The sequence below is a fragment of the Stenotrophomonas sp. PI_27 genome, from assembly GCF_027854495.1.
Taxonomy (GTDB): Bacteria; Pseudomonadota; Gammaproteobacteria; order Xanthomonadales; family Xanthomonadaceae; genus Stenotrophomonas; species Stenotrophomonas pavanii.
In genome coordinates this window covers 81,882-102,888 of record NZ_JAJNOF010000007.1, presented here as the reverse complement: position 1 = coordinate 102,888, position 21,007 = coordinate 81,882, and the positions used below count along the sequence as shown (strand labels likewise).

Genomic DNA, 21,007 nt, shown 5'->3' with positions numbered 1-21,007 from the left:
GCATCGTGCGCCCTGCGCACCGCAGCCGGCCGCCTGCCGGCGTCTTCACGTGTCTGGAGTCACCACCATGAATACCCGCATTCCCCCCGGTCCGGGCGCTGTGCCCATGCCGTCGCGCCGCCTGTTCGTGCAAGGCCTGGCTGCTGGCGGCGTGGTCGCTGGCATCGCCGCCGTCGGCGTGCCGCAGCGCGCGCTTGCCGCCGCCCGCGCCACGCCTCGCCTGGCCGGCGCCCCCGCTGTCCTCAGCGACACCCGCATCGAACTGGCCATCGGCGAATCGCTGGCCAACTTCACCGGGCGCACCCGTCCGGCGATCACCGTCAACGGATCGCTGCCGGCACCGATCCTGCGCTGGCGCGAAGGCCAGACCGTGGACCTGTTCGTGCGCAACACGCTGGAGCGCCACCCGACCTCGATCCACTGGCACGGCATCCTGCTGCCGGCCAACATGGACGGCGTGCCCGGCCTGAGCTTCAACGGCATCGGCCCCGGCGAGACCTACCACTACCACTTCCAGCTGAAGCAGTCGGGCACCTACTGGTACCACAGTCATTCGATGTTCCAGGAGCAGGCCGGCCTGTACGGTGCACTGATCATCGATCCGGCCGAGCCAGCGCCGTACCACCACGACCGCGAGCACGTGATCCTGCTGTCCGACTGGACCGACATGGACCCGGGGGCGTTGTTCCGGCGCATGAAGAAGCTCGCCGAGCACGACAACTACTACAAGCGCACCCTGCCCGACTTCCTGCGCGATGCGAAGCGTGACGGCTGGTCGGCCGCGCTGTCCGACCGCGGCATGTGGGGCCGGATGCGGATGACGCCCACCGACATCTCCGACATCAACGCGCACACCTACACCTACCTGATGAACGGTACGGCGCCCGCCGGCAACTGGACCGGGCTGTTCCGCAGCGGGGAAAAGGTACTGCTGCGCTTCATCAATGGCGCCTCGATGACCTACTTCGATGTGCGCATTCCCGGCCTGAAGATGACCGTGGTCGCCGCCGATGGCCAGTACATCCATCCGGTCAGCATCGATGAGTTCCGCATCGCTCCCGCCGAAACCTACGATGTGCTGGTCGAGCCCACCGGCCAGGACGCGTTTACCATCTTCTGCCAGGACATGGGCCGCACCGGCTTCGCCGCCGGCACGCTGGCGGTACGCCATGGCCTGCAGGCGCCGATCCCTGCACGTGACCCGCGCCCGTTGCTGACCATGAGCGACATGGGGCATGACATGGGCGGTGGCGGTCATGGCGGGCACGACATGACCGCGATGAAGGGCATGGAAGGCGGCTGCGGCGCCAGCATGGGCCACGGTGCGCATGGCGGCGGTGATGCCGCCAGCAAGGCGCCAAAGCACCCGGCCAGCGAGCGCAACAACCCGCTGGTGGACATGCAGAGTTCGGCGACCGAACCGAAGCTGGACGACCCTGGCATCGGCCTGCGCGACAACGGCCGCAAGGTGCTGACCTACGGCGCGATGCGCAGCCTGTTCGAGGATCCGGATGGCCGCGAGCCGGGCCGCGAGATCGAGCTGCACCTGACCGGGCACATGGAGAAATTCTCCTGGTCGTTCGACGGCATCCCGTTCGCCAGCGCCGAACCACTGCGGCTGAACTACGGCGAGCGCATGCGCATCGTGCTGGTCAACGACACCATGATGCAGCACCCGATCCATCTGCACGGCGTGTGGAGCGATCTGGAGAACGCGCAGGAGGAATTCCAGGTGCGCAAGCACACCATCGACATGCCGCCGGGCACCCGCCGCAGCTACCGCGTGCGCGCCGATGCGCTCGGCCGCTGGGCCTACCACTGCCATCTGCTCTACCACATGGAAGCGGGCATGATGCGCGAAGTGAGGATCGAAGAATGAGCCGCTCACTGCTTTCCCCCAGCCTGCTGGCCCTGGGGCTGGCCGCCGCGTTGCCGGCGTTCGCGCAATCGCATGCCGGGCATGACAGGGGCGCGATGGAGCCAGCGGCGAAGACCGCAGGAACGCCGGCCGAACAGGTCGATCCGGTCGATCATTCGAAAATGGACCATTCGACGATGGACCATTCGACGATGGATCACTCCACGATGGACCACGCAGCAATGGGTCACGCCTCGCCCGCCTCGCCCGCATCCACCGAACCGCGCGAACCCATCCCGGTGCCCACCGATGCTGACCGCGCTGCGGCCTTCCCGCCGATCGCCCATGGCGCGATGGAGCACGCGCCGGAGATCAACAGCCTGCTGCTGATCGACCGCCTCGAACACTGGGACGGCAAGGACAGCACGGGCCAGGCCTGGGAGGCCACCGGCTGGGTCGGTGGCAACATCAACCGCCTGTGGCTGCGCACCGACGGCGAACGCAGCAAAGGCCGCACCGAGTCATCGGCGGTTGAAGTCCTGTATGGCCGAAGTGTGTCGCCGTGGTGGGACGTGCTGGTGGGCGTGCGCCAGGATTTCCGGCCGGCCGACTCGCGCACCTGGGCAGCGCTCGGCATCCAGGGCCTGGCGCCGTACAAGTTCGAGAGCTCGGCCACGCTGTACATGGGCTCCGGTGGCCAGGTGCTGGCCAAGGCCGAGGTCGAGTACGACGTGCTGCTGACCAACCGCCTGATCCTGCAACCGCTGCTGGAAGCCACCGTGGCGGCCAAGGATGAACCGGAGTACGGCATTGGTCGCGGCCTGAACAAGGTCGAAGCCGGGCTGCGCCTGCGCTATGAGTTCAGCCGCCGCTTTGCGCCGTACATCGGCATCAGCCACGAACGCACGTTTGGCGACACCGCCGACTATGCCGGGGACCACGCGCGCGACACGCGCTGGGTCGTCGGCGTGCGCATGTGGTTCTGAGCAGCGGTTCGTAGGCAGTGGCCAGCCCCGGCAGCCGCCGGGGCCGGCTACACTGCGCCACGCTCCATTGCAGGCACCCCCATGTCATTGCAGATCCGCCGCGCCACCCTGGCTGATGTCGACGCCCTGTCGGCCATCGCGATCGCCACCTATAACGAAACCTGGGGCGATTCCTATCCGCCGCAGGAACTGCATGATTTCCTGCAGGCGCACTACAGCAGCGAACCGCAGCGCACCGAACTGTCCGACCCGCGCAGCGCGATCTGGCTGCTGATGGACGGTGACGCCGTGGTCGGCTACCTGGCTGCCGGCGCCAACACCCTGCCGCATGCCGATGCATGCGAGGGCGACATCGAACTGAAGCGGTTCTACATCCTGGCCGCACACCAGAATGGCGGCCATGGTGCACGCCTGATGGACGCGTTCATGGCCTGGCTGGACCAGCCGCACCGCCGCACCCTGTGGGTGGGCGTATGGGAAGAAAACTTCGGCGCGCAGCGCTTCTACGCGCGATACGGCTGCAGCAAGGTCGGCGAGTACGACTTCATCGTCGGTGACACGCACGACCGCGAGTTCATCCTGCGGCGGCCGTAATCATTCGCCCCATGGAGAGTCGAGCTACGCTCGACTATCGGCGGCGACATCCAGTCGAGCATGGCTCGACGCTACAAGCTAGAAATCGAACAGCTCCGACAGGAAGCTGTCCTTCTTCTTTTTGCGGTAGCCCTGGCCCCGGTTGTCCTCGTAGCGCTGGCCGAGGTGGCGGGTGTCACGGTGCATCACCGGTGGCGGCGCGGACGCCGGCTGAGCCTGCACGGGCGCTGGCGAAGGTACTGCAGCACCCGCACGCTCGATGATCTTGTCCAGCTCGCCACGATCCAGCCATACCCCCCGGCAGCTCGGGCAGTAGTCAATCTCGATGCCATGGCGTTCGGCCATCTGCAGGGTCTGGGTCTTGCACACGGGGCACAGCATCGGCGTCGCTCCTGTCGGTGTGGTAACGACTCTACCTGCGCGGCGATGACTCTGCGGCAACACATGACCGATGGCACAAGGACTTCCGGCGCGTGCCAGCCCACCTGCCGCGCAGCACACTGCGGTCTCGTTCAGCCGGAGGTGCGTGCATGACTGTGCTGTCCCGCCAGCCCGCCCCCGTACGCGTGCTGCTGGTCCTACTCGGCGTCGGCCTGGGCCTGAACCTGCGCGATATCGCCGCGGCCATCGGCACACCGATCCCGGCGCTGCCGATCCCCTATGGCGGCAGCCTGCTCGACAACGCACTGGCGGTGCTGATGGCAGTGCTGTTGGCCCTGCTGCTGCGCCCCCGCGGCATGGGCCTGCTGGCCAGCCTCGGGCTGCGCGGAAACGGCTGGGGCGGACCGTTGTGGGTGCTGCTGGCCAGCCTGACCTGCTGGCTGGGACTGGCGCTGCTCGGCACGCCGAACACCGCGCTGACCGCGTTGGACGCCACGATGCTGGCGGTAATGTTCCCACTGGCCGAGGAAGTGCTGTTCCGCGGCCTCGGCTTCGTGCTGCTGGTGAAGATCGTGCGCGCCCCCTGGCCATGGCTCGCGCTGCCGCAGGCGCTGTTGTTCGGCATGGTGCACTGGCTCGGATTCGGCGGGCTTGATGGCGGCGGCACCGCACTGTTCGTCGGTGCGGTGATCGCCCTCGGTGGCTTCAGCTTCGCCTGGCTCGACCACCTCGACGGCGACACCCTGTGGTGCGGCCTGATCCTGCACGTTTCGATGAACCTTGCCTGGAATGTGTTCAGCCTCGACGACGCCGTCGCGCTGGGCTGGCAGGCCACCGGCCTGCGCATCGGCACCGCCCTGCTGGCGGTCGCGGTCCTGGCCTGGCAGGTGCGCCGCCGGCGCCAGACGCACCTGTAACGCCCACTTAGCTTGCCGTGCACGCCGGTATCACCCCCGGCTTGCGCATACTTGCGCGCCTTTCGCTCCCCTGTTGTCCGGAGTTGCCGCGTCATGTTGCTGTCCAAGCGCCACGTTGAGCCCCGCGTCCTGTTGATCGAGGACGCAGAAGAAACCCGTGAACTGAGCCGCTTGGCGCTGGAAAGCCAGGCGTGCCATGTGGTGGGCGTGAGCTCTGCCGAAGCGGCACTGGGCCTGCTGGCAGCCGGCGAACGTTTCGACCTGCTGTTCACCGATGTCAACCTGGGCCCGATCAGCGGCATCGAGGCCGCCAACCGGGTCCGCAACCTCCACCCCCAGCTGCCGATCCTGGTGACTTCGGGCATGGACCAGCACGCGGTGCTGCCCCAGTTGCGCGACGGCATTCATTTCCTGCCCAAGCCCTACAACATGAGCGAACTGCTCGATGCGATCCGGCTCTGCTTCCGGCACGCCGATGTGGGCGTATTGACCGGACCGGATGCACAGGCAGCCTGAAGCATTCATCCACACCACACCCCGACATCCATGCCATGCGTGGATGCCACCGGCCATCAACCGCCGGTATACGGTCCCTCGCCCGGCATCACTTCCAGCAGCGCACGGGTGATCGCCCGCGGGTAGACGGTCAGGTGGTCCTCACCGTCGATCACCACGTTGTCCACCTTCAGCTTGCGGCCACTGCGCTGAAGCTGGGCGGTGAAGTCGGCGGTCTGGCGCAGCATGTCGTTGCCGGTTGAATAGCGCGGCCCGGGCTTGTCCGTTTCATAGCTGCCCACCGACAACAGCACGCGCGTGGGCTGCGCCGGGATGACGGCGGCGTCCTGCATGCGTGGCAGCAGCAGCTGGTCGAACCACAGCGACGGACTGGACAGGATGTAGGTGCTGAACAAGTCCGGCTGGGTGGTCAGCACATAGGCGCCGAACAGCGCGCCATAGGAGTGGCCGGCGAACATGCGGCGGGTGGGATCGGTGCGGTAGCGCGCATCGACCATCGGCAGCACCTGCGCCGCCAGGAAATCGCGGTAGTGCGCGGCCCCGCCGTAGGTGACGTCACCGCTGTAATAGCCATCGACCGTACGCGCCGGGCTGCTGGGCGTGTAGTCGCGCGAGCGGCTCTGCTTGGAGGTCAGCCCCTCCTGCGGCGGCAGCCCGACCAGGATGAAGTTCTCGATGTTGACGCCCTGCTGCCCCACCAGGTTGCGCACGCTGCGCACCAGCGGAAAACTGTACAGCGCATCGGTCACGTACAGCACCGGATAGTGCTTCTCCGGATGCGCGGCGTAGTCGGCCGGCAGTGCGACCCAGATCGGGTAATCGCGCCCCGCCGGGTCATGCACGCGCAGCGCTTCGGTCTCCGGCAGCACCACGCCCGGCGTGGCAGGCGGCGCACTGTCCTTCGCTTCACTCCGCATTGTGGGCGGCGCCACCGACATCGCACAGCCACTCACGGCCAGGCAGGCCGCCACACTCCATCCACGCACACGCTGCATCCACACTCTCCCGTTGCGGGCGACGCACCGGATGGCGCCGCTGCCGCATCCTCACATGGCATGCCGCGGCGCGCCAATCCTCCGGATCAGGGCGAGGCCGACGGCGGCGCCGGGAACAGCGTGCGCAGCGCCTGCAATGCGGCCGGATGATAGATCGTGGCGTGGGTTTCCTCCGGCAGCGGCAGGTACTTCACCAGCGGCGACGGCGAGGCCTGCTGCAGGATCTCGGCCAGTCGTGCAGTGGATGCGGCCAGTTCCGGCTGCCCACTGCTGGCCAGGAACACGCGCGGCCGTGCGCGCGTCACCGCCGGCAGCTGTCTGGCCGCCCCGGCCAGCATTGCACCCTGGTTCCACCACAGGCTGGGGTCCAGCGCGATGTAGCTGTTGAACAGCGCCGGCTCCTGCAGCAGCGTCTCGACCACGAACAGTCCGGCCAGCGACTCGCCGATCAGCGCGCGCTCTTCGGTGGTCGGGTAACGCTGCCGTACCTGCGGCATCAGTTCATCGCGCAGGAAGCTGCGGTAAGCCGCCGATCCACCAATGCGTGGCGCGATCTTCTGGTCCTGCGGATCACTGCTGGGGCCGGTCATGTCGCGGCGGCGCTCGGTGTTCTCGATGCCGACCAGCAGGAACGGGCGCATGCTGCCGTTGCCGCTCAGCACCTGCACCAGCCCGGCCACGTGCAGGAAGTCCTCGCCGATGCCGCCGTCGGGCATGTACAGCACCGGCAACGGCGCCTTCGGGTCCAGGCCCCACGGCTGCGGGCGGTAGACGTTGATGCGGCGGGTTTCGCCCAGCGCCTTCGACTCGATGGTGAAGGTTTCGCCGATCACCAGTGGGGTTGCGGCAGCCTGTGCGGGCGGCGCGGGTTCTGCCGCCTTCAGAGGTGCTGTGGAGACAACCGACAACAACAGTGACAGCACGATCAGGCGCATGACGGGCCCCCTCCTGGGAAAGACGCCGAGCATAGCGTCAAGGCCAGGGCATTGGCGACTCCGCATGCCTGCACGTGTACAACGGCACTGCGCGATGCTTGAAGTCCCTCAAAGAATGGCTGGCATCCGGGTGCTACCCTGCATCGTTTCCTGCAAGGGGTTCGGATATGGGAGGTTTCAGCATCTGGCACTGGATCATTCTTCTGGCCGTCGTTCTCATCCCGGTCGGCATCGCCGCCGTCATCGCAGCGATTGTTCTCAAGCGAAGGTAGTAGCTTCTCAGCTGCGGCCTCCCTTGTTCGCAGGGGGGCTGCGCCGCGCTGCACGCCATCAGCGCGTGGCCCGAACCTCCGGTTCTGCGGGTCGGCCAGGCGTCGCACACAGTCGTGCAAGCCCACCCGACGCACTGGCCGGTCCGGTGCCGCCCCAGGACGGGACCGGGTCAGTACAATGCGCGGCAGCAGGGGAGAAAAGATGAGCCAGCACGCCAGTCCACACCGCTTTCTGTCGCTGCAAGTTCTACGCGGCGTCGCAGCGCTGGCCGTGGTCGTGTTCCATCTTCGGGGTGTCGAGATCAAATATCTGCCTGGTGAGGCGATCCTCGACGGGATCGGGCGCTACGCGGACGCCGGCGTGGATCTGTTCTTCGTGTTGTCCGGCTTCGTCATGACCACCCTCACCGCCGGTCGCGAGGGAGGAATTGCCGCCGCCGGCACCTTCCTGGCCCGGCGTGCGTGGCGGGTGCTGCCGCCGTACTGGATATTCACTACCTTGGTGGTGGTGTTGATGGCCCTGGTCCCGACGATGGTGAACTCGTCTTACCACGACCAGAGCATACTGGCCTCCTATCTGTTGATTCCGCACCAGCAACTTCCAGTGTTGACGGTAGGGTGGACTCTGGTGCACGAGGCCTACTTCTATCTGATGTTCGCCGTGGCGATCGCCTTTGTCCCGGCTCGAGCCCTGACCACGTTCCTGCTCGGGTGGGCCGCTCTGATCGGCGCCGCCCATCTGTTTGCACCGGCGGCCACTTCGCCAGCCCATGTGCTGGTCATCAATCCGCTCACCTTCGAATTCATTGCGGGTGCGCTGCTGGGCCTGCACTGGCGCTACCTTCCGCGCAGCCTTGGCTGGCCCTTGGCACTTGGCGGGGGAGCACTCGCGGTGGCCGCAGCCAGTCTTCTGCCCACCGAAGGCCCGTCGATCATGCCGGTGTGGACCCGGGTCATGCTGTTTGGCACGGCCAGCGCGCTCCTTGTCGCCGGGGCAGTGCTGATCGAAGCGCGTGCACGGCGAGCGCCACCGAACAGCCTGATCCTGTTGGGCGATACGTCCTATGCCCTGTATCTGTCCCATATCTTCGTGATCTCGGTCGCCGGCCGCCTATGGTCGATGCTGCTGCCCGCAGGGGCCTGGTGGAATCACGGCCTCTTCGTTGCTGCGACCCTGCTGGCATGCTGCGTGGTCGGCTATCTGGTGCATCGCGTGGTCGAACGGCCGTTGCTGCTGTTGCCGCAGCGGATGGCACAGCGCGGGCTCAGCAGGCCTGCATAGTTCCAGGCCTTGCCGGGACAGGCGCCTGGGAAAGTGTCGTCTTTGAATCGTCACTGACGGCACGCACAGCGAATGGCATACAAAGCCAGCACGACACGTGCGTACATCCGCCATTGATCGCGGACGCGGAACTCGCCTCATGCCCCTCCGTTCGGGCCGGGTCATCCGCATTCCGCGCTTTGCGCCGTGCCCGACCCCAGCCGCCGGGCGCCGGACGCCGGACGCCGAAGCAGGAACACTGCGCCATGATCCGGGCCATGCTCGGCCTGGTTCCTTCTCGGACCCCATCCAGACTTGCAAGGAGGTTCACATGCTGAATGCCGTGATCATGACCGCGCTGGCCGCCGGCTCGCCAACCTACGCCGATTGCCTGCTTGGCAACATCCAACCCGGGTCGTCCGACCCTGCGGTACAACTGATACAGCAGGCATGTGCTGCGAAGCATCCGGAGAGCTTTGCCGCAGCGATGGAGCTGGAACGCAGGTTCAGTGAACAGCGGCAGGCCGACTTCGCGGCGGTCCAGGCGCAGGCGGCACGTTCTGCGAATGCGGCAGCGACGGCTGCACAGCAAGCTGCCGACGTGGCGGCCGCCAAAGCGAAGGCGGCAGGGACGCAGTAAAGGCGGCGAACAGGTGCAACAAAAAAGCACCGCCAAGCGGTGCCTTTCGGAATGATCTGGATACCGGATGCAATGGTGGGCCGTGAAGGATTCGAACCTTCGACCAAAAGATTAAAAGTCAGCCAGACATCCATTATCAATCAATATCTTAACCAGCTCAATTTTTCCGCCGCCGGATCGTGAAACGTCTGCCCCAGCTAGGTGAGCCGCAGAATTTTTCCGCTATCATCCCTAATCCTACGAACCTAGGGGATCACCGTGTACTTCCATATTGATGAATCAGGAAACACGGGAAACGATCTCTTTAACAGGGATCAGCCCAAGCTCAGCTACGGTGTAATTTCAAGCAGAACCAATGTCGACGCCCTCGGCGTCGACATCCATCGTCAGATGCTCAGGAAGGCAGGCCGAGGCGAGCTACACGCAAAGAACTTGCGCGCTAATGGAATTATCGCGTTGGCACCGATGTTGGAAAAGCTCCAGGACAAGATGAAGTTCGATTTCGACTTCTACTTCATCGAGAAGGAGACGCTAGCGATCATCCTCTTTTTCGACGCAGTCTTCGACGCCGGCATCAATCCTGCCGTCAGGTGGGAGAACTACTGGACGCCAATGCGATTTATCATCATTCATAAGCTTGCGTATCTCATGGACGACAGTCTCCTCCGCAAAGCGTGGGACTTGTGCACCACCCGAAGGATCGAACCTCGTGCCGCAGAAATTGTGGCGCTTCTGAAAGAGATAAAGAGTCGCGCACTAGCTACGAATTGGGACATCCGAAGCAAAGAGGTAATCGCAGACGCCCTCTCATACGGAATGAAGAATCCGCTTGCTCTCGACTTTGGACAGCCTGATCGCAAACTCGTATCGCCAAATGCGGTTGGCTTTCAATTTGTGGTCAGTTCCATAGCACGACGACTGAGAAACAAGTGTGCAGGAGATGCGTCCAAAATTGTTGTCGATCGGCAGACCGAGTTCAACGAAGCCCAGATCAAAACGCACCAAGTACTGAAGCTCATGCACGACGGAATGCGAGGGGCGCCAGCTAATCAGCGCTTGCTACTCACGAACCACCCGCTCTATATGCACATGGCTGAAGGGGATCTTCTTGGACTGAACCTTCCAGGCAAGCAAATCGATATCGCAAATAGTGAAGACTCAATAGGCCTTCAGATCGTCGACATTTATCTTTGGATCGCCCAGAAATTTCTTGATCGAAAGCTCCCACCCGCGCTTTTCGATCTCGCGAGAAAAGTGCTTCGAAGATCTTACGTTGACGGCATCAGCATGACCGGTATGCAGCAAAGGTACGAAAATTTTGAGGCGCTCTTGCCGGCGTTCCACCATTTGTCGGACGAACAACTACGTGCCGCCGCTGCTTCGGTTGAGGCTCATCGTTCAAAAGTTCGCGATATGGATCTGAATTTAGCTTGACCGCCCCCCGCAGGCGTTGCTCTTAGTCAACCTGCTACTCCGCGCGGCATCACGGCGACGGCTAATCTCCACAACGTCTAACCGAGCAGCGCCTCTTGCCTCCTCACTTCCATCACGGAGTAGAGAGCTCCTGGCTGATAGCTTCCGCAGGCCCGCGCCACTCCACTTAGCGGTGGCGAAACGAGCAACGGGCTGACCGCTACGCTGAGCGAACGCCAGCACCCGGCTATCCCTCCCAGCCGAACGGTGGCTTGATGTGCAGCTTCGCCAACCTGTTTGCGCGCACCGCCTCCCGAAAGGCCTGGACCTTGGCCACATCCTCGCGCAGCCGAACCTCGTGGCGGGTCACCCACATCTCGGCGCCGGCCCGGCCCTGCTCGTAGCTGGTACACCAGCGGAACGGCCCACCCGGGCCATGCCGGTGCCGGTCGAGATTGGCAATCCAGATGCCGTCGCCCACCCGTTGCGCCAGCGAAACCACCCACACACCACTGCAGGCGATGACGGTCGGTGGCTCGCTGGGGACGCTTGCAGAACTCGTTGTCCAGTAGAAGTCGGGGGCAGCGGCATGGCCGACGGGATACGGCTGGGCGTCGCAAACGCTGCGACAAGGGAGTGGGCGGCAGACGTGAGTGTATGCGCGGCGGGGATGCTGATGGCCCCCTTACGCGCGATAAGGTGCAATTTTTCAGGTGACCACGGGAAAGAGGTAACAAAGGTAACCTCTCTGAAATAAGCGACCAATTCTCCTTTATAAACAATGGCTTATATTGAATCTATCAAGGTAACAATAGGGTAACCTCTGAGTAATCCCATTACCTTCTTCAGAGGTAACATTGGCGAAAGAAAATTTCCTTATGAATCAATGACATTACTTTGTAGGGATCGAAAAATTACCTCAAATCACCTCGAAAGGTAACCACCACTTTTCCTTTTATATCAATCACTTATAAGCGATTGGAATGCTCGTGTTACCTGGTTACCTCGTTCCCGTGGTCACCTGAAAAATTGGCTGCGCCCCAAGGTGGCCGAAGGACGCCACATGGCGCCACGCAGACACCCCCTATCCCGCAGGGAACCGCAGGGCGAGCCGGTGCCAGCGAAGCCCGGAGAACGCCATACAGGGCCGGGGCTGGGCCTTGTTGCAGGCAGTGCAGAAAAAGCACCCTACTAAGTGCGCAGGCGTGGCGGGGAGACGAGTGCGCTCGGCAAGGCCAGAGTTGGCGCAAAGGCGCCGGGACCTACGAACCGTCATCTGACCTGTTCCGTTGGACGAGTCTTCACGCAGGTTCTTCCGGTGCCGGCGTGGTGTTTGCCCGCTCTGAGCCTGCCCCGCAGAACACACCTGAAAGGTATCCCGCCCTTGCACACAGGCCAGGCGAAAGCGCCGACCTCGCTCGTTAGCTTCAAGTCGGAGTGCAACCCGCTGCGTACATGCTTTACCGATGGTGGCTACTGGCGCAAAGCGGCGCGCGCGCCGCCGATGGCGTACGGGTGACCGGCGAGAGCGCGTCGAATGCTCTTGCCGGCAGCGTTCCCAGCTAGAATCTGGCTTGGACGACTGGTCCTATCGGGGTCCAAGGATCGGTAAAGGTGCGAACAAAAAAGTTCTCTAACTTCAATTGGGTGATTACACTCAAACCCCTCTAGGGAGGTACACATGAGCAAGGCTGCAACCGGTGATATCCGCGACGTCAACTTCGGCCGCCTTGACGCGGAAAGCGACCCCGATCTTGGCGAATTCTTCTTAGATACAGGCGTTACTTCACGCATTGGCAATGGCGAGCTCATGCTCATTCTCGGCCGAAAGGGCTCCGGAAAGACTGCTCTTTTCACCGAAGCCAAGCTGCGCCCTGGCATCCTCCGTCTCGATTTCGATGACTACGCGTGGGACGCCCATAAGGCAATCCAAGAGCTGGGCGGCTCAGCTGACTCGAGGTACATGGCGTCCTGGGCGTTCACATTCCTGGTGGCCGCGTGTCAAGAATGGATGACGTCGCCATTCGCCGAAGTGCGCGACGCAGCAAAAGCGATGCACCTGCGCATCTACGGCGCAGATGCTGTGGGCGGAAAGCTCGACATTCTGTTCGACCGTGCCAAGCGACTCCGCCAGATTGAACTTCCTCATGCTGGAGACTTCGCCGGCCTAGGCTCCTTAGAGTTTGCCGAACCCGTCGGCGCACAACTCGCTCAAACAGCTCATCAATGGGTCCCGCTATTGGAGCAACTCGCAAAGGCATGTCTCGCGAAGCACCCGCTTACTATCTTCATCGATAGGCTTGATGATGGCTGGGATGCGTCCGAGGAAATTAAACTGATGCTCGCCGGTGCAATTAAGGCCGCCCGCAATCTCAATCTACGGTTCCGGCGTCTGCAGAAGACACCATTCGTGGTTCTGTTCTTGCGTACGGACATCTACGAGCTTCTGCGGTTCGGGGACAAGGGGAAGCTCTCGCAAGACCTCGAGAACATCGAATGGTCTGACCAGGCACTTATCTCGATGGTCAACAAGCGCATTGCCAATTCTTGCCCAGTTCGCGTGGAAGATGCATGGGATTCCGTCTTCTCAACTGAGCGTATCCGCCAGCGCACGACGATTCAGCGATACATCCTCAAACGCACAATGCGCCGGCCTCGTGACCTCGTGGCGTTCTGTCTGGAAATCAAAAAGGCCGCTAAGAGCAGCGGGGTATCGGTTGCCACTCGAGCAGAAGTTTACAAGGCAGAGGAAGCATATTCCGCTCATATATACGGGGAGCTGGTTGATGAAATGCACAAGCAGCTACCCGATACCGATCGATACTTCGCTGCGCTGAACAAAGTTGCGCACGTCAAGTTCAATCAGGCGGCATGGAGCGCAGCCGTCAAGTCAGTAGACGCGCAATGTACGGACCCCGACGTATGGCTAAACCATCTTTATAACTATGGCGTCGTGGGAGTTCCCATCGTTGGCGGAAACGCTGGCGGCAGCAAAGTGGAGTTTGTTTACGACAACCGCTTCAGCCAGAAGAACATCGCCGGTGAAGTCGTTGTTCATCCCGCGCTTATCAAAGTCTTGAAGCTCAAGGAAGGATCTGCCGCCGACCCAACCCCTGTGGAGTATGACGAAGAAGCTTAGAAATAGTTGTTGGGCGCGGGGCGGCCCCCTAGTGCGCCGGCCCCGCGACGATGCGGATCGAAGAGCCATGCGCGGACAATGATGCCCCCTCCCAACTGCATCCCGAGCGATTTCACCACAGCGAACTTCTTTCGCACACCATTTAGCCCAATGCCGCTCCCAGCTCGAAGGCGTCAAAGCGGATCACCTCCTGCCCGAGCCACTCGTTGATCGCGGTCATGCGCGTCTGCAGAGGGGCGAGTTCCATTGCCGCCCACACCGCCGCGGCGTCCCGAATCGAGCCAAAGCCGCCGCTGTTCTGCGGGACGATACCGAGCAGTTGCGGCGGCACCCGCAGCGCAGCCAGCATGTCATCACGGGTCACGCTCTTGATGCCGGTGAATTCGTCCCTGGCCGCGACCTCGCTGACCGGAATCACCTGCAGCCCGTCCTTCTTCCCGCTGGGCGAGTGCACGAACAGGTTCTTGAAGTTGCCCGGCCCGCGCGATTGCCGCAGTGCATCGCGCAGCGCATCCACATCCGCGCCATCCGCCTGGGCGTCGGTCAGGTAGAGGATGTAACCGGCGTGGGAGCCGTTGTTGTAATACTTCCGCCGGAACAGCGTGGCCGATTCGTTGAGCAGCGCGGCCTGCACGGCCGGCATCCATTCCGGCAATCCGTAGATTTCCTGATCGGCATCCGCCTCCCGCAGCTGGAACACCTCACCGGCGGGAAACTCATGCTCCACCCGTCCGGCGCGCACCTGAAAGAACTCACCGGGCTGGACACCACGGCGCACGTACTGCGCCAGCGGCACGGCCAGGCTGTGTGCGGCGCCTGACATGGCACGGCGTCGCTCGACATACGCCATGCCGAACGTGGTGTAGTCCAGCGCCAGCTGCGAGAACGCTTCGCGGCTCAGCAGCCGGTGCGGCCGGAACGTGCGCACCAGCATGTTGCGTTTGAACGTCAGGCCACTGTGCAGGTACGGGTTGGAGCGCGTGGTGCGCGACAGCCCTTGCAGATCCACCGGCGGCTCGAAGTAGCGGCCATTGCGCCAGCATTCGAGGTAATCAAGGAAACCACGCGATTCCAGCACCGGGCTGGCCTCGCCAAAGGTGAACGCCTCGATACTCGCCGGCGGCGCGCTGGGTGCGCCCTGGTCAGTGTCGGTCATCAGAAAATCTCCATGGTGCCGCGCGCAGCCTGTCCGCCTTCCAGCGGTTCATTCTGCAGCGCGTGCATGAGTGCCCAGGCCAAGTCGGCATGGCCAGTGGTACGCGTGCGCCCTGCGGTGTAGGTCACCTGGCGCCCGCTCGGGGTGATGGTTTTCTGGATCGCCAGCAGCGATTGCGTGAGGTCGGTCCAGCCGGCGTCGTACTCCAGCCGTTCGTCATTGATAACGTCGTAGGCTTTCAGCACCAGCCGCGTTTTCACCTCGGGCGAGTAGTTGAAGACGGTCACGCCGGGGAAGAACTGGCGCACCAGCTGTGCAACGCCGGTGCCCATGCCGGTCGCGTCCACGCCGATGTAGGTCACCCAATAGCGCTTGGTGATCTGCTCGATAAACGCGGCCTGGTCTTTGAACTCCATGCCCTTGAACTGATGGCGTTCCAGCACGCGGAACTTGCCCCCAGGCACCAGTGGCGGGGCCACCACCACGATGCCCGCGCTGTCGCCGGTCTCGGCCGGGTCGTAGCCGATCCACACAGCGCGGTCGCCGTAGGGCCGGACGGCAAACGGCTTGTAGTCGTCCGCCCACTCGACCCAGCTATCGACCTGACAGGGCTGCAGCATCGTGAGGGGGAATACGCTGGCGCTGTCATCCACGAACTCGCACATCAGCAGATTGGCGAATTCCTCGGCGCTGTAGTCGCGGCGTAGTTCCTCAATATCGAACAGGTCACAGCCACGGCCTGCCGCATCGAGAACGGTCACGATCTGGCGCCAGATCGCGTCCTCGCAACGCCGGCCGCCCATCAGGCGCGCGTGGCTCACATCCAGCTGGATCTGCTGGGACACCGAGCGTCCTTTGTTGAAGCGCTCGCCGGTCCAGAAATCGAAGGCTTCATGCGCCATGGTGGACGGCGTGCTGAAGTAGGTCTTGCGCCACTTCTTGTGCATCGCCATGCCGCTGGCGACCTTGTTCAGCTGGTTGAAACCGTAGGTCCAGAAGAACTCGTCAAAGTAGAAATTGCCGTGGTAGCCCTGTGCAGTGCGGGCGTTGGTGCCCAGGAAGAACAGCTCGGCGCCATTGGCCAGGGTGATCGGGTCGCCAGTCAGGTCACGGTCCAGCACCTCACGCACGAACCCGCGCATGTAGCCGAGGAAGATGTGCGCCTGGCTCTTGGATGCGCTCAGGAAAATCTGATTGCGGCCGGTGGTCAGCGCGTCGATCAGCGCCTCGCGTGCGAAGTAGTAGGTGGCACCGATCTGGCGCGACTTCAGGATGATGCGCGTGCGTTCGTTGCCCGCCCGGTACCAATCGCGCTGGTAGTCGAAGCAGCCATCCACGAACGCCGTCTGCAGGCGCTCGATCTCTTCCTCGCTGAACTCGTTCTTGCGCGCCTTCTTCTTGGGAGCGGCGTTGCGGTTGGCCACCGCCGGATTGAGGTCAGCCTCGTTGCCACCGCCCTGGTACCGTTGAATGCGCGCCTGCCGTTCCAGCTGGCGGTGCAGCAGATCAATCTCTTTGAAGTCACCGCCGGTCTTGCCTTCCTTGTGGATCAGGATGGCCAGGCGTGCCTCCAAGGCGCCACCGATGCGCTCGACGGTGTCTGCTCGGTCCCATTCGTCTCGCGCCTTCCAGCTGTGGACCGTCTTTTCCTTCTCGCCGATCAGCGAGGCGATATCGCACACGCGCCAACCCATCCAGTACAGGAACTTGGCTTGGCGTCGTGGATCGACGTGGAGTTTTTCGGCTACGCTGGTCACGTGAACAGGTTGCCCGCCGCCACGCGCGCGCGACACGAAAAACCCACGTAGAACAGCGGCTTACAAACTGACCGCGTTGCCGCTACAGCGCCCTCATTCGACCATGGGTCATCGCATCGAGAACCGATGCGCAACGACACCAGAAGAGGGCGAGATGGCCAGCAAAACCAAGAAGCGTTCCGAGTTCTTTCGTGTTGCCGTCGAAGGCGCCACCACCGATGGCCGAGTGATCGAGCGCCAGCAGATTGCCGAGATCGCCGAGACCTACAACCCGGAGGTGTACGGCGCACGCATCTGGCTGGAACACTTCCGCAGCACGCTGCCGGACAGCCCGTTCCGCGCCTATGGCGACGTGCTGGCGGTGAAGGCCGAGGAAGTCGAAATTGCCGGCAAGAAGAAGCTGGCGCTCTTCGCCCAGGTCGAGCCGACCGATGACCTGGTCGACATGGTCAACGTGCGCAAGCAGAAGGTCTTTACCAGCATCGAGATTTCCCCGGAGTTCGCCGACAGCGGCAAGGCGTACCTGTTCGGCCTGGCCGTGACGGACTCCCCCGCCAGCTTGGGCACCAGCATGCTCGCGTTCTCGGCCCAGCACCCGGAGAGCAGCCCGCTCAAGGACCGCAAGCAGGCCCCGGAGAACCTGTTCACCGAAGCCACCGAGACGGTCATCAAGTTCACCGCCGAGGATGAGCCGGAGGATCGCCCCGGCCCTGTCGCCGCGTTCCTTTCGAGCCTCGGCCTGGGCAAGAAGGCCGCGCCGGCGCCTGCCAAGGAAGATCCCGAGTTCAACGTGGCCGAGTTCGCCGTTCAGCTGCTCGGCGCGGTGGGTGAACAGGATGCGGCCATGGCCAAGCTCGGCCAGGACAACCGCGCACTGCGCGAGCAGGTGCAGGCGCTGTCCACTCAGGTCGCCGGCCTGCGCAAGAGGCTGGACGACACCCCGCAGGCACTCACCCAGCGTCCGGTTGTTCCGGGTGGCAAGGATGTGGACGCCGCCAACATCACCGATTGCTGATCGGACCCTCTCTCAACATTCCGGAGCTACCCCATGCGTACCGAAACCCGCCGCCTGTTCGAGGGCTACACCCAGCAGGTTGCCACGCTGAACAACGTCAGCGGTGTGGCCAACACCTTCTCTGTCGAGCCGACCGTGCAGCAGAGCCTCGAAGCCCGCATGCAGGAAAGCAGTACCTTCCTGCAGGCGATCAACATGGTCGGCGTGAACGAACTGAAGGGCCAGAAGGTTGGCGTTGGCATCACCGGCACCATTGCCGGCCGCACCGACACCAGCGGCAACGGCGAGCGCAATCCGTCCGATCCGACCTCGCTGGTGTCCAACACCTACGAGTGCCAGAAGACCGACTTTGACACCGCCCTGCCCTATGCCCGTCTGGACGCCTGGGCACATCGCCCCGAGTTCCAGACCCTGATCCGGGACGCGATCATCCAGCGCCAGGCACTGGACCGGATCATGATCGGTTGGCACGGCACCAGCATTGCCATCAACACCAACCGCGTCGCCAATCCGATGCTTCAGGATGTGAACAAGGGCTGGCTGCAGAAGTACCGCGAGCATGCGCCCGAGCGCGTCATGACCGAAGGCGTCGATGGCAGCGGCAAGATCAAGGTGGGCGGTACCGACGCTGACTACGGCAACATCGATGCCCTGGTGATGGACCTGGTCGCCAACCTGATCGACCCGTGGCATCAGGAAGATCCGAGCCTGGTGGTGATTTGCGGCCGCCAGTTGGTGCACGACAAGTATTTCCCGATCATCAACCGTGACAACGCCCCCACCGAGAAGGTCGCGGCCGAACTGATCCTGGGCGCCAAGCGCATCGGTGGCCTGCAGCCGGTCATCGTGCCGTTCTTCCCGGCCAAGTCGCTGATGGTGACCAGCCTCAGCAACCTGTCGCTGTACTGGCAGATTGCCTCGCGCCGCCGTCACATCATCGAGCAGCCGAACAAGAACCGCGTCGCCAACTTTGAGTCGTCCAATGATGACTACGTGGTGGAGGACTATGGTCTGGGCGCGGTGGCCGAGAACATCGAGTTCGGGATCTGACCATGGCCGACACCCCCGCAAGCCGCCATGTAAAGCGTGCGCTCGCCTCGAAGGAGGCGGCGCGCACCGCCGGCAGCAACCTGATGGAAGGGACCACGATCTACCAGCAGATGCAGGTGCGCCTGGCCTCCGACCGCGCCCGCCTGAAACAGATCCAGTCCACGCAGGGCAAGGCTCAGCTCAAGGCTGCACTGCTGCCGTCCTACGCCCCGTATCTGGAGGGTGTGCTTTCGGCGGACGCCGGCGGCAAGGACGAAATCGTCTCTACGCTGATGCTGTGGCACTTCGATGCCGGGCTGTTCGATGCCGGCCTCGACATTGCGCGGTACGTCCTGGCCCACGGTCTGGATATGCCGGACACCCACAAGCGCACAGCGGCTTGCGTGGTGGCTGAGGAGATCGGGTTGGCCGCGCTGAACGCGCTCAAGACCAGCGCCCCGTTCGACCTGAATGTGATCGACCGGGCGGCCACGCTCACCGACGGCCAGGACATGCCCGACGAAGTGCGCGCCCGTCTGCTGCTGGCGCGTGGACGCAGCCTGCTGGCCACCGATACCGAGGCTGCGCCGCTGAGCGCCGACGCAGTCGCCCGGGCCATCGAAGACCTGCGCACCGCCATCCAGCTGCATGACAGCTGCGGCGGCAAGGAAGACCTCAAGCGCGCCGAGCGCCTGAAGAAGAAGTTCGAGGACAGCCAGTCCAACGACTGACCTCACACCGAGCGTACCCCGCGACCCCGCCGGCTCGGGGCCGATCACCAAGACCTCTCTCCCTTGGTGTGACGCCCCGACCACCGGCGACCTACGGACACACCATGAGCGCATTCACCGCCAACGCATCGCCTGCACCCAAGCTCGCCCCCGTCACCGCCGGTGCATTCTGGCCGGAGATCGACGTGGAGGCGCTGCGCGAAGCCATCCGGGTGCCGGGTGATGTGCTGGCGGCGCGGCTGCGCAACACCGTGGTGCTTGCCGTCGCCTCGGTGACGCGGGAGCTGGCGTTGTGGCAGGCCCGCAAGGAAGCGGACGGCTTTGCTGCGCTGGCAGACATACCGGCGCGGCAGATCGACGGAGAGTCGGTGCTGCTGCAGCTGTACCGGCGCGCAGTGCAGTGCTGCACCGCCGTGGAGCTGCACGAGCGCTACCGGTCCTATGACGCTACCGCCCAAGGCAATCAACGCGCCGACGATCTGACCCCGACCATTGATGAACTGCGGCGCGATCACCGCAACGCCATCAGCGATCTGCAAGGGCTGCGCCGGGTCACGGTGGAGTTGATCTGATGCGCGTCCGCTCACTACAGGGCGACACCATCGACGCGCTGTGTCATCGGCACCTCGGAACCACCGCCGGCATGGTCGAGAGGGTGATGGCGCTGAACTATGGAATCAGCCTGCATGGCCCTGTCCTGCCCATGGGCACCGTGGTGGAACTGCCGGACGTACCGACACCCTCAACCGGCGCAGTGATGCGTCCCCTTGTCCAGCTATGGGATTGAAGATGACCGAACCAACTTCCACCGGCAGCATGGCCGCACTGGCCACCGGCGTCGGCCTCGCCTCGCTGCTGCCGGGCATCGAGACGGACGCATTCATCGGCGCGTTCGCCGGTGCCACGCTGTTCGTCGTATCGGCCAAGGATCTGACGCTCTGGAAGCGGCTGATCTACCTGGCCATCAGCGTGGTGGCCGGCTACATGGGCGGCACGGAGGTCATGCGCCGGTTTGACGTGGCGTCCAGCGGCCTGGCCGCGTTCCTGTGTGCGGCCACCATCATCACCCTCACCCTGGCCCTGATCGAGCGCAGCCGCAGCGCCGATCCGAGCCGCCTGCCGCGCGGAGGCTCCGATGGCTGAGCTACTGACCACCGCCACGCTGCTGTGCTGCGTGGCCATCTGCGTGCGCCTGCTGACCTACCGGCCGGCGCCCAACGCCAACCATCGCCACGGCATCGCCTGGTGCGCCTGGCTGCTGATTGCCAGCACCGGTGGGCAGGCCCTGCAGATCATCCTGCAGGGCGCCGGCGCCCGCGTCACCGCTTGGCAGCTGGCACTGTTGGTGGTGCTGCTGGTGGCGGTCTATCGGGCGCGTGGGAACGTGGCCCACCTGTTCGGGAGCAACTGAC

At 63.7% G+C, this 21,007-nt stretch carries 22 protein-coding genes; 16 read left to right on the top strand and 6 right to left on the bottom strand.

Going from position 1 to position 21,007, the window contains the following annotated elements; genetic code table 11:
- The first annotated feature begins 67 nt into the window (after nucleotides 1-67).
- From LRM18_RS11270 to LRM18_RS11260, 3 genes are all read left to right on the top strand, one after another.
- Entirely contained in the window at nucleotides 68-1,879 is a 1,812-nt protein-coding gene (locus tag LRM18_RS11270; protein WP_270954514.1) for a copper resistance system multicopper oxidase, read from the top strand.
- The gene (locus LRM18_RS11265; protein WP_270954512.1) at nucleotides 1,876-2,844 is read left to right on the top strand and encodes a copper resistance protein B; all 969 of its coding nucleotides are present in this window, start codon (nucleotides 1,876-1,878) and stop codon (nucleotides 2,842-2,844) included. The genes LRM18_RS11270 and LRM18_RS11265 overlap by 4 nt, the downstream gene beginning before the upstream one ends.
- A gap of 81 nt (nucleotides 2,845-2,925) precedes the next feature.
- Nucleotides 2,926-3,438 (top strand): GNAT family N-acetyltransferase, encoded by a 513-nt coding sequence (locus LRM18_RS11260; RefSeq protein WP_049469903.1) that lies wholly within the window; start codon nucleotides 2,926-2,928, stop codon nucleotides 3,436-3,438.
- Between the two features lie 78 nt (nucleotides 3,439-3,516).
- On the opposite strand, the gene LRM18_RS11255 is transcribed toward LRM18_RS11260, so the two are convergent.
- Nucleotides 3,517-3,819 carry a zf-TFIIB domain-containing protein gene (locus LRM18_RS11255; RefSeq protein WP_197640781.1) on the bottom strand — a complete coding sequence of 101 codons (303 nt, stop codon included), beginning with the start codon at nucleotides 3,817-3,819 and terminating at the stop codon, nucleotides 3,517-3,519.
- Nucleotides 3,820-3,968: 149 nt separating this feature from the next.
- On the opposite strand from LRM18_RS11255, the gene LRM18_RS11250 reads away from it, so the two are divergent.
- Together LRM18_RS11250 and LRM18_RS11245 are read left to right on the top strand one after the other, a co-directional pair.
- Complete coding sequence (locus tag LRM18_RS11250) at nucleotides 3,969-4,736, top strand: CPBP family glutamic-type intramembrane protease (protein ID WP_270954505.1); 768 nt, start codon at nucleotides 3,969-3,971, stop codon at nucleotides 4,734-4,736.
- A gap of 93 nt (nucleotides 4,737-4,829) precedes the next feature.
- On the top strand, nucleotides 4,830-5,252 hold the full coding sequence (locus tag LRM18_RS11245; RefSeq protein WP_049469893.1) for a response regulator: 423 nt from the start codon (nucleotides 4,830-4,832) through the stop codon (nucleotides 5,250-5,252).
- A 56-nt stretch (nucleotides 5,253-5,308) separates the two neighbouring features.
- Here the strand turns inward: LRM18_RS11245 and LRM18_RS11240 are convergent, their stop codons facing one another.
- On the bottom strand, nucleotides 5,309-6,247 hold the full coding sequence (locus LRM18_RS11240) for an alpha/beta hydrolase-fold protein (RefSeq protein ID WP_281058445.1): 939 nt from the start codon (nucleotides 6,245-6,247) through the stop codon (nucleotides 5,309-5,311).
- 86 nt (nucleotides 6,248-6,333) lie between these two features.
- Complete coding sequence (locus tag LRM18_RS11235) at nucleotides 6,334-7,182, bottom strand: alpha/beta hydrolase-fold protein (RefSeq protein ID WP_270954500.1); 849 nt, start codon at nucleotides 7,180-7,182, stop codon at nucleotides 6,334-6,336.
- Nucleotides 7,183-7,656: 474 nt separating this feature from the next.
- Here LRM18_RS11235 and LRM18_RS11230 point away from each other — a divergent pair, with 474 nt between their 5' ends.
- From LRM18_RS11230 to LRM18_RS11220, 3 genes are all read left to right on the top strand, one after another.
- Nucleotides 7,657-8,736: an acyltransferase gene (locus LRM18_RS11230; RefSeq protein WP_270954498.1), complete on the top strand. Its 1,080-nt coding sequence runs from the start codon at nucleotides 7,657-7,659 to the stop codon at nucleotides 8,734-8,736.
- Nucleotides 8,737-9,046: 310 nt separating this feature from the next.
- Entirely contained in the window at nucleotides 9,047-9,355 is a 309-nt protein-coding gene (locus LRM18_RS11225) for a hypothetical protein (protein WP_270954496.1), read from the top strand.
- Nucleotides 9,356-9,613: 258 nt separating this feature from the next.
- On the top strand, nucleotides 9,614-10,789 hold the full coding sequence (locus tag LRM18_RS11220; RefSeq protein ID WP_270954494.1) for a DUF3800 domain-containing protein: 1,176 nt from the start codon (nucleotides 9,614-9,616) through the stop codon (nucleotides 10,787-10,789).
- Between the two features lie 226 nt (nucleotides 10,790-11,015).
- Here the strand turns inward: LRM18_RS11220 and LRM18_RS11215 are convergent, their stop codons facing one another.
- On the bottom strand, nucleotides 11,016-11,270 hold the full coding sequence (locus LRM18_RS11215) for a hypothetical protein (protein WP_270954492.1): 255 nt from the start codon (nucleotides 11,268-11,270) through the stop codon (nucleotides 11,016-11,018).
- 1,179 nt (nucleotides 11,271-12,449) lie between these two features.
- Here LRM18_RS11215 and LRM18_RS11210 point away from each other — a divergent pair.
- On the top strand, nucleotides 12,450-13,907 hold the full coding sequence (locus LRM18_RS11210; protein ID WP_270954490.1) for a hypothetical protein: 1,458 nt from the start codon (nucleotides 12,450-12,452) through the stop codon (nucleotides 13,905-13,907).
- A gap of 142 nt (nucleotides 13,908-14,049) precedes the next feature.
- Here LRM18_RS11210 and LRM18_RS11205 read toward each other — a convergent pair whose 3' ends face one another.
- Entirely contained in the window at nucleotides 14,050-15,063 is a 1,014-nt protein-coding gene (locus LRM18_RS11205) for a phage portal protein (RefSeq protein ID WP_270954488.1), read from the bottom strand.
- On the bottom strand, nucleotides 15,063-16,820 hold the full coding sequence (locus LRM18_RS11200; protein WP_270954486.1) for a terminase ATPase subunit family protein: 1,758 nt from the start codon (nucleotides 16,818-16,820) through the stop codon (nucleotides 15,063-15,065). Before LRM18_RS11200 ends, LRM18_RS11205 begins: the two co-directional genes overlap by 1 nt.
- Before the next feature lie 154 nt (nucleotides 16,821-16,974).
- Here LRM18_RS11200 and LRM18_RS11195 point away from each other — a divergent pair, with 154 nt between their 5' ends.
- The 7 genes from LRM18_RS11195 to LRM18_RS11165 all read left to right on the top strand — a co-directional run bounded on the left by LRM18_RS11195 (nucleotide 16,975) and on the right by LRM18_RS11165 (nucleotide 21,006).
- Nucleotides 16,975-17,835, top strand: a complete 861-nt coding sequence (locus tag LRM18_RS11195; protein WP_235643093.1) for a GPO family capsid scaffolding protein — start codon at nucleotides 16,975-16,977, stop codon at nucleotides 17,833-17,835.
- Nucleotides 17,836-17,868: 33 nt separating this feature from the next.
- Nucleotides 17,869-18,885, top strand: coding sequence for a phage major capsid protein, P2 family (locus LRM18_RS11190; RefSeq protein ID WP_049419457.1), 1,017 nt, complete (start codon nucleotides 17,869-17,871; stop codon nucleotides 18,883-18,885).
- A gap of 2 nt (nucleotides 18,886-18,887) precedes the next feature.
- A complete protein-coding gene (gene gpM, locus LRM18_RS11185; protein WP_270954482.1) occupies nucleotides 18,888-19,595 on the top strand; it encodes a phage terminase small subunit in 708 nt (235 codons plus the stop codon).
- Nucleotides 19,596-19,699: 104 nt separating this feature from the next.
- Entirely contained in the window at nucleotides 19,700-20,167 is a 468-nt protein-coding gene (locus tag LRM18_RS11180; RefSeq protein WP_270954481.1) for a head completion/stabilization protein, read from the top strand.
- Nucleotides 20,167-20,382 (top strand): tail protein X, encoded by a 216-nt coding sequence (locus tag LRM18_RS11175; protein ID WP_014648126.1) that lies wholly within the window; start codon nucleotides 20,167-20,169, stop codon nucleotides 20,380-20,382. Before LRM18_RS11180 ends, LRM18_RS11175 begins: the two co-directional genes overlap by 1 nt.
- A 2-nt stretch (nucleotides 20,383-20,384) precedes the next feature.
- Entirely contained in the window at nucleotides 20,385-20,738 is a 354-nt protein-coding gene (locus LRM18_RS11170) for a putative holin (RefSeq protein ID WP_041863730.1), read from the top strand.
- Nucleotides 20,731-21,006, top strand: coding sequence for a phage holin family protein (locus LRM18_RS11165; RefSeq protein WP_014648128.1), 276 nt, complete (start codon nucleotides 20,731-20,733; stop codon nucleotides 21,004-21,006). Before LRM18_RS11170 ends, LRM18_RS11165 begins: the two co-directional genes overlap by 8 nt.
- Nucleotide 21,007 lies beyond the last annotated feature (1 nt).

What these genes read in the sequence shown, in the direction of transcription:
- LRM18_RS11225 (WP_270954496.1), top strand. Translation starts at nt 9,047, where the DNA reads ATGCTGAATGCCGTGATCATGACCGCGCTGGCCGCCGGCTCGCCAACC.
- LRM18_RS11235 (WP_270954500.1), bottom strand. Translation starts at nt 7,182, where the DNA reads ATGCGCCTGATCGTGCTGTCACTGTTGTTGTCGGTTGTCTCCACAGCA.
- LRM18_RS11250 (WP_270954505.1), top strand. Translation starts at nt 3,969, where the DNA reads ATGACTGTGCTGTCCCGCCAGCCCGCCCCCGTACGCGTGCTGCTGGTC.
- gpM (WP_270954482.1), top strand. Translation starts at nt 18,888, where the DNA reads ATGGCCGACACCCCCGCAAGCCGCCATGTAAAGCGTGCGCTCGCCTCG.
- LRM18_RS11255 (WP_197640781.1), bottom strand. Translation starts at nt 3,819, where the DNA reads ATGCTGTGCCCCGTGTGCAAGACCCAGACCCTGCAGATGGCCGAACGC.
- LRM18_RS11270 (WP_270954514.1), top strand. Translation starts at nt 68, where the DNA reads ATGAATACCCGCATTCCCCCCGGTCCGGGCGCTGTGCCCATGCCGTCG.
- LRM18_RS11245 (WP_049469893.1), top strand. Translation starts at nt 4,830, where the DNA reads ATGTTGCTGTCCAAGCGCCACGTTGAGCCCCGCGTCCTGTTGATCGAG.
- LRM18_RS11205 (WP_270954488.1), bottom strand. Translation starts at nt 15,063, where the DNA reads ATGACCGACACTGACCAGGGCGCACCCAGCGCGCCGCCGGCGAGTATC.
- LRM18_RS11170 (WP_041863730.1), top strand. Translation starts at nt 20,385, where the DNA reads ATGACCGAACCAACTTCCACCGGCAGCATGGCCGCACTGGCCACCGGC.
- LRM18_RS11175 (WP_014648126.1), top strand. Translation starts at nt 20,167, where the DNA reads ATGCGCGTCCGCTCACTACAGGGCGACACCATCGACGCGCTGTGTCAT.
- LRM18_RS11230 (WP_270954498.1), top strand. Translation starts at nt 7,657, where the DNA reads ATGAGCCAGCACGCCAGTCCACACCGCTTTCTGTCGCTGCAAGTTCTA.
- LRM18_RS11195 (WP_235643093.1), top strand. Translation starts at nt 16,975, where the DNA reads ATGGCCAGCAAAACCAAGAAGCGTTCCGAGTTCTTTCGTGTTGCCGTC.
- LRM18_RS11240 (WP_281058445.1), bottom strand. Translation starts at nt 6,247, where the DNA reads ATGCAGCGTGTGCGTGGATGGAGTGTGGCGGCCTGCCTGGCCGTGAGT.
- LRM18_RS11165 (WP_014648128.1), top strand. Translation starts at nt 20,731, where the DNA reads ATGGCTGAGCTACTGACCACCGCCACGCTGCTGTGCTGCGTGGCCATC.
- LRM18_RS11265 (WP_270954512.1), top strand. Translation starts at nt 1,876, where the DNA reads ATGAGCCGCTCACTGCTTTCCCCCAGCCTGCTGGCCCTGGGGCTGGCC.
- LRM18_RS11210 (WP_270954490.1), top strand. Translation starts at nt 12,450, where the DNA reads ATGAGCAAGGCTGCAACCGGTGATATCCGCGACGTCAACTTCGGCCGC.
- LRM18_RS11180 (WP_270954481.1), top strand. Translation starts at nt 19,700, where the DNA reads ATGAGCGCATTCACCGCCAACGCATCGCCTGCACCCAAGCTCGCCCCC.
- LRM18_RS11190 (WP_049419457.1), top strand. Translation starts at nt 17,869, where the DNA reads ATGCGTACCGAAACCCGCCGCCTGTTCGAGGGCTACACCCAGCAGGTT.
- LRM18_RS11260 (WP_049469903.1), top strand. Translation starts at nt 2,926, where the DNA reads ATGTCATTGCAGATCCGCCGCGCCACCCTGGCTGATGTCGACGCCCTG.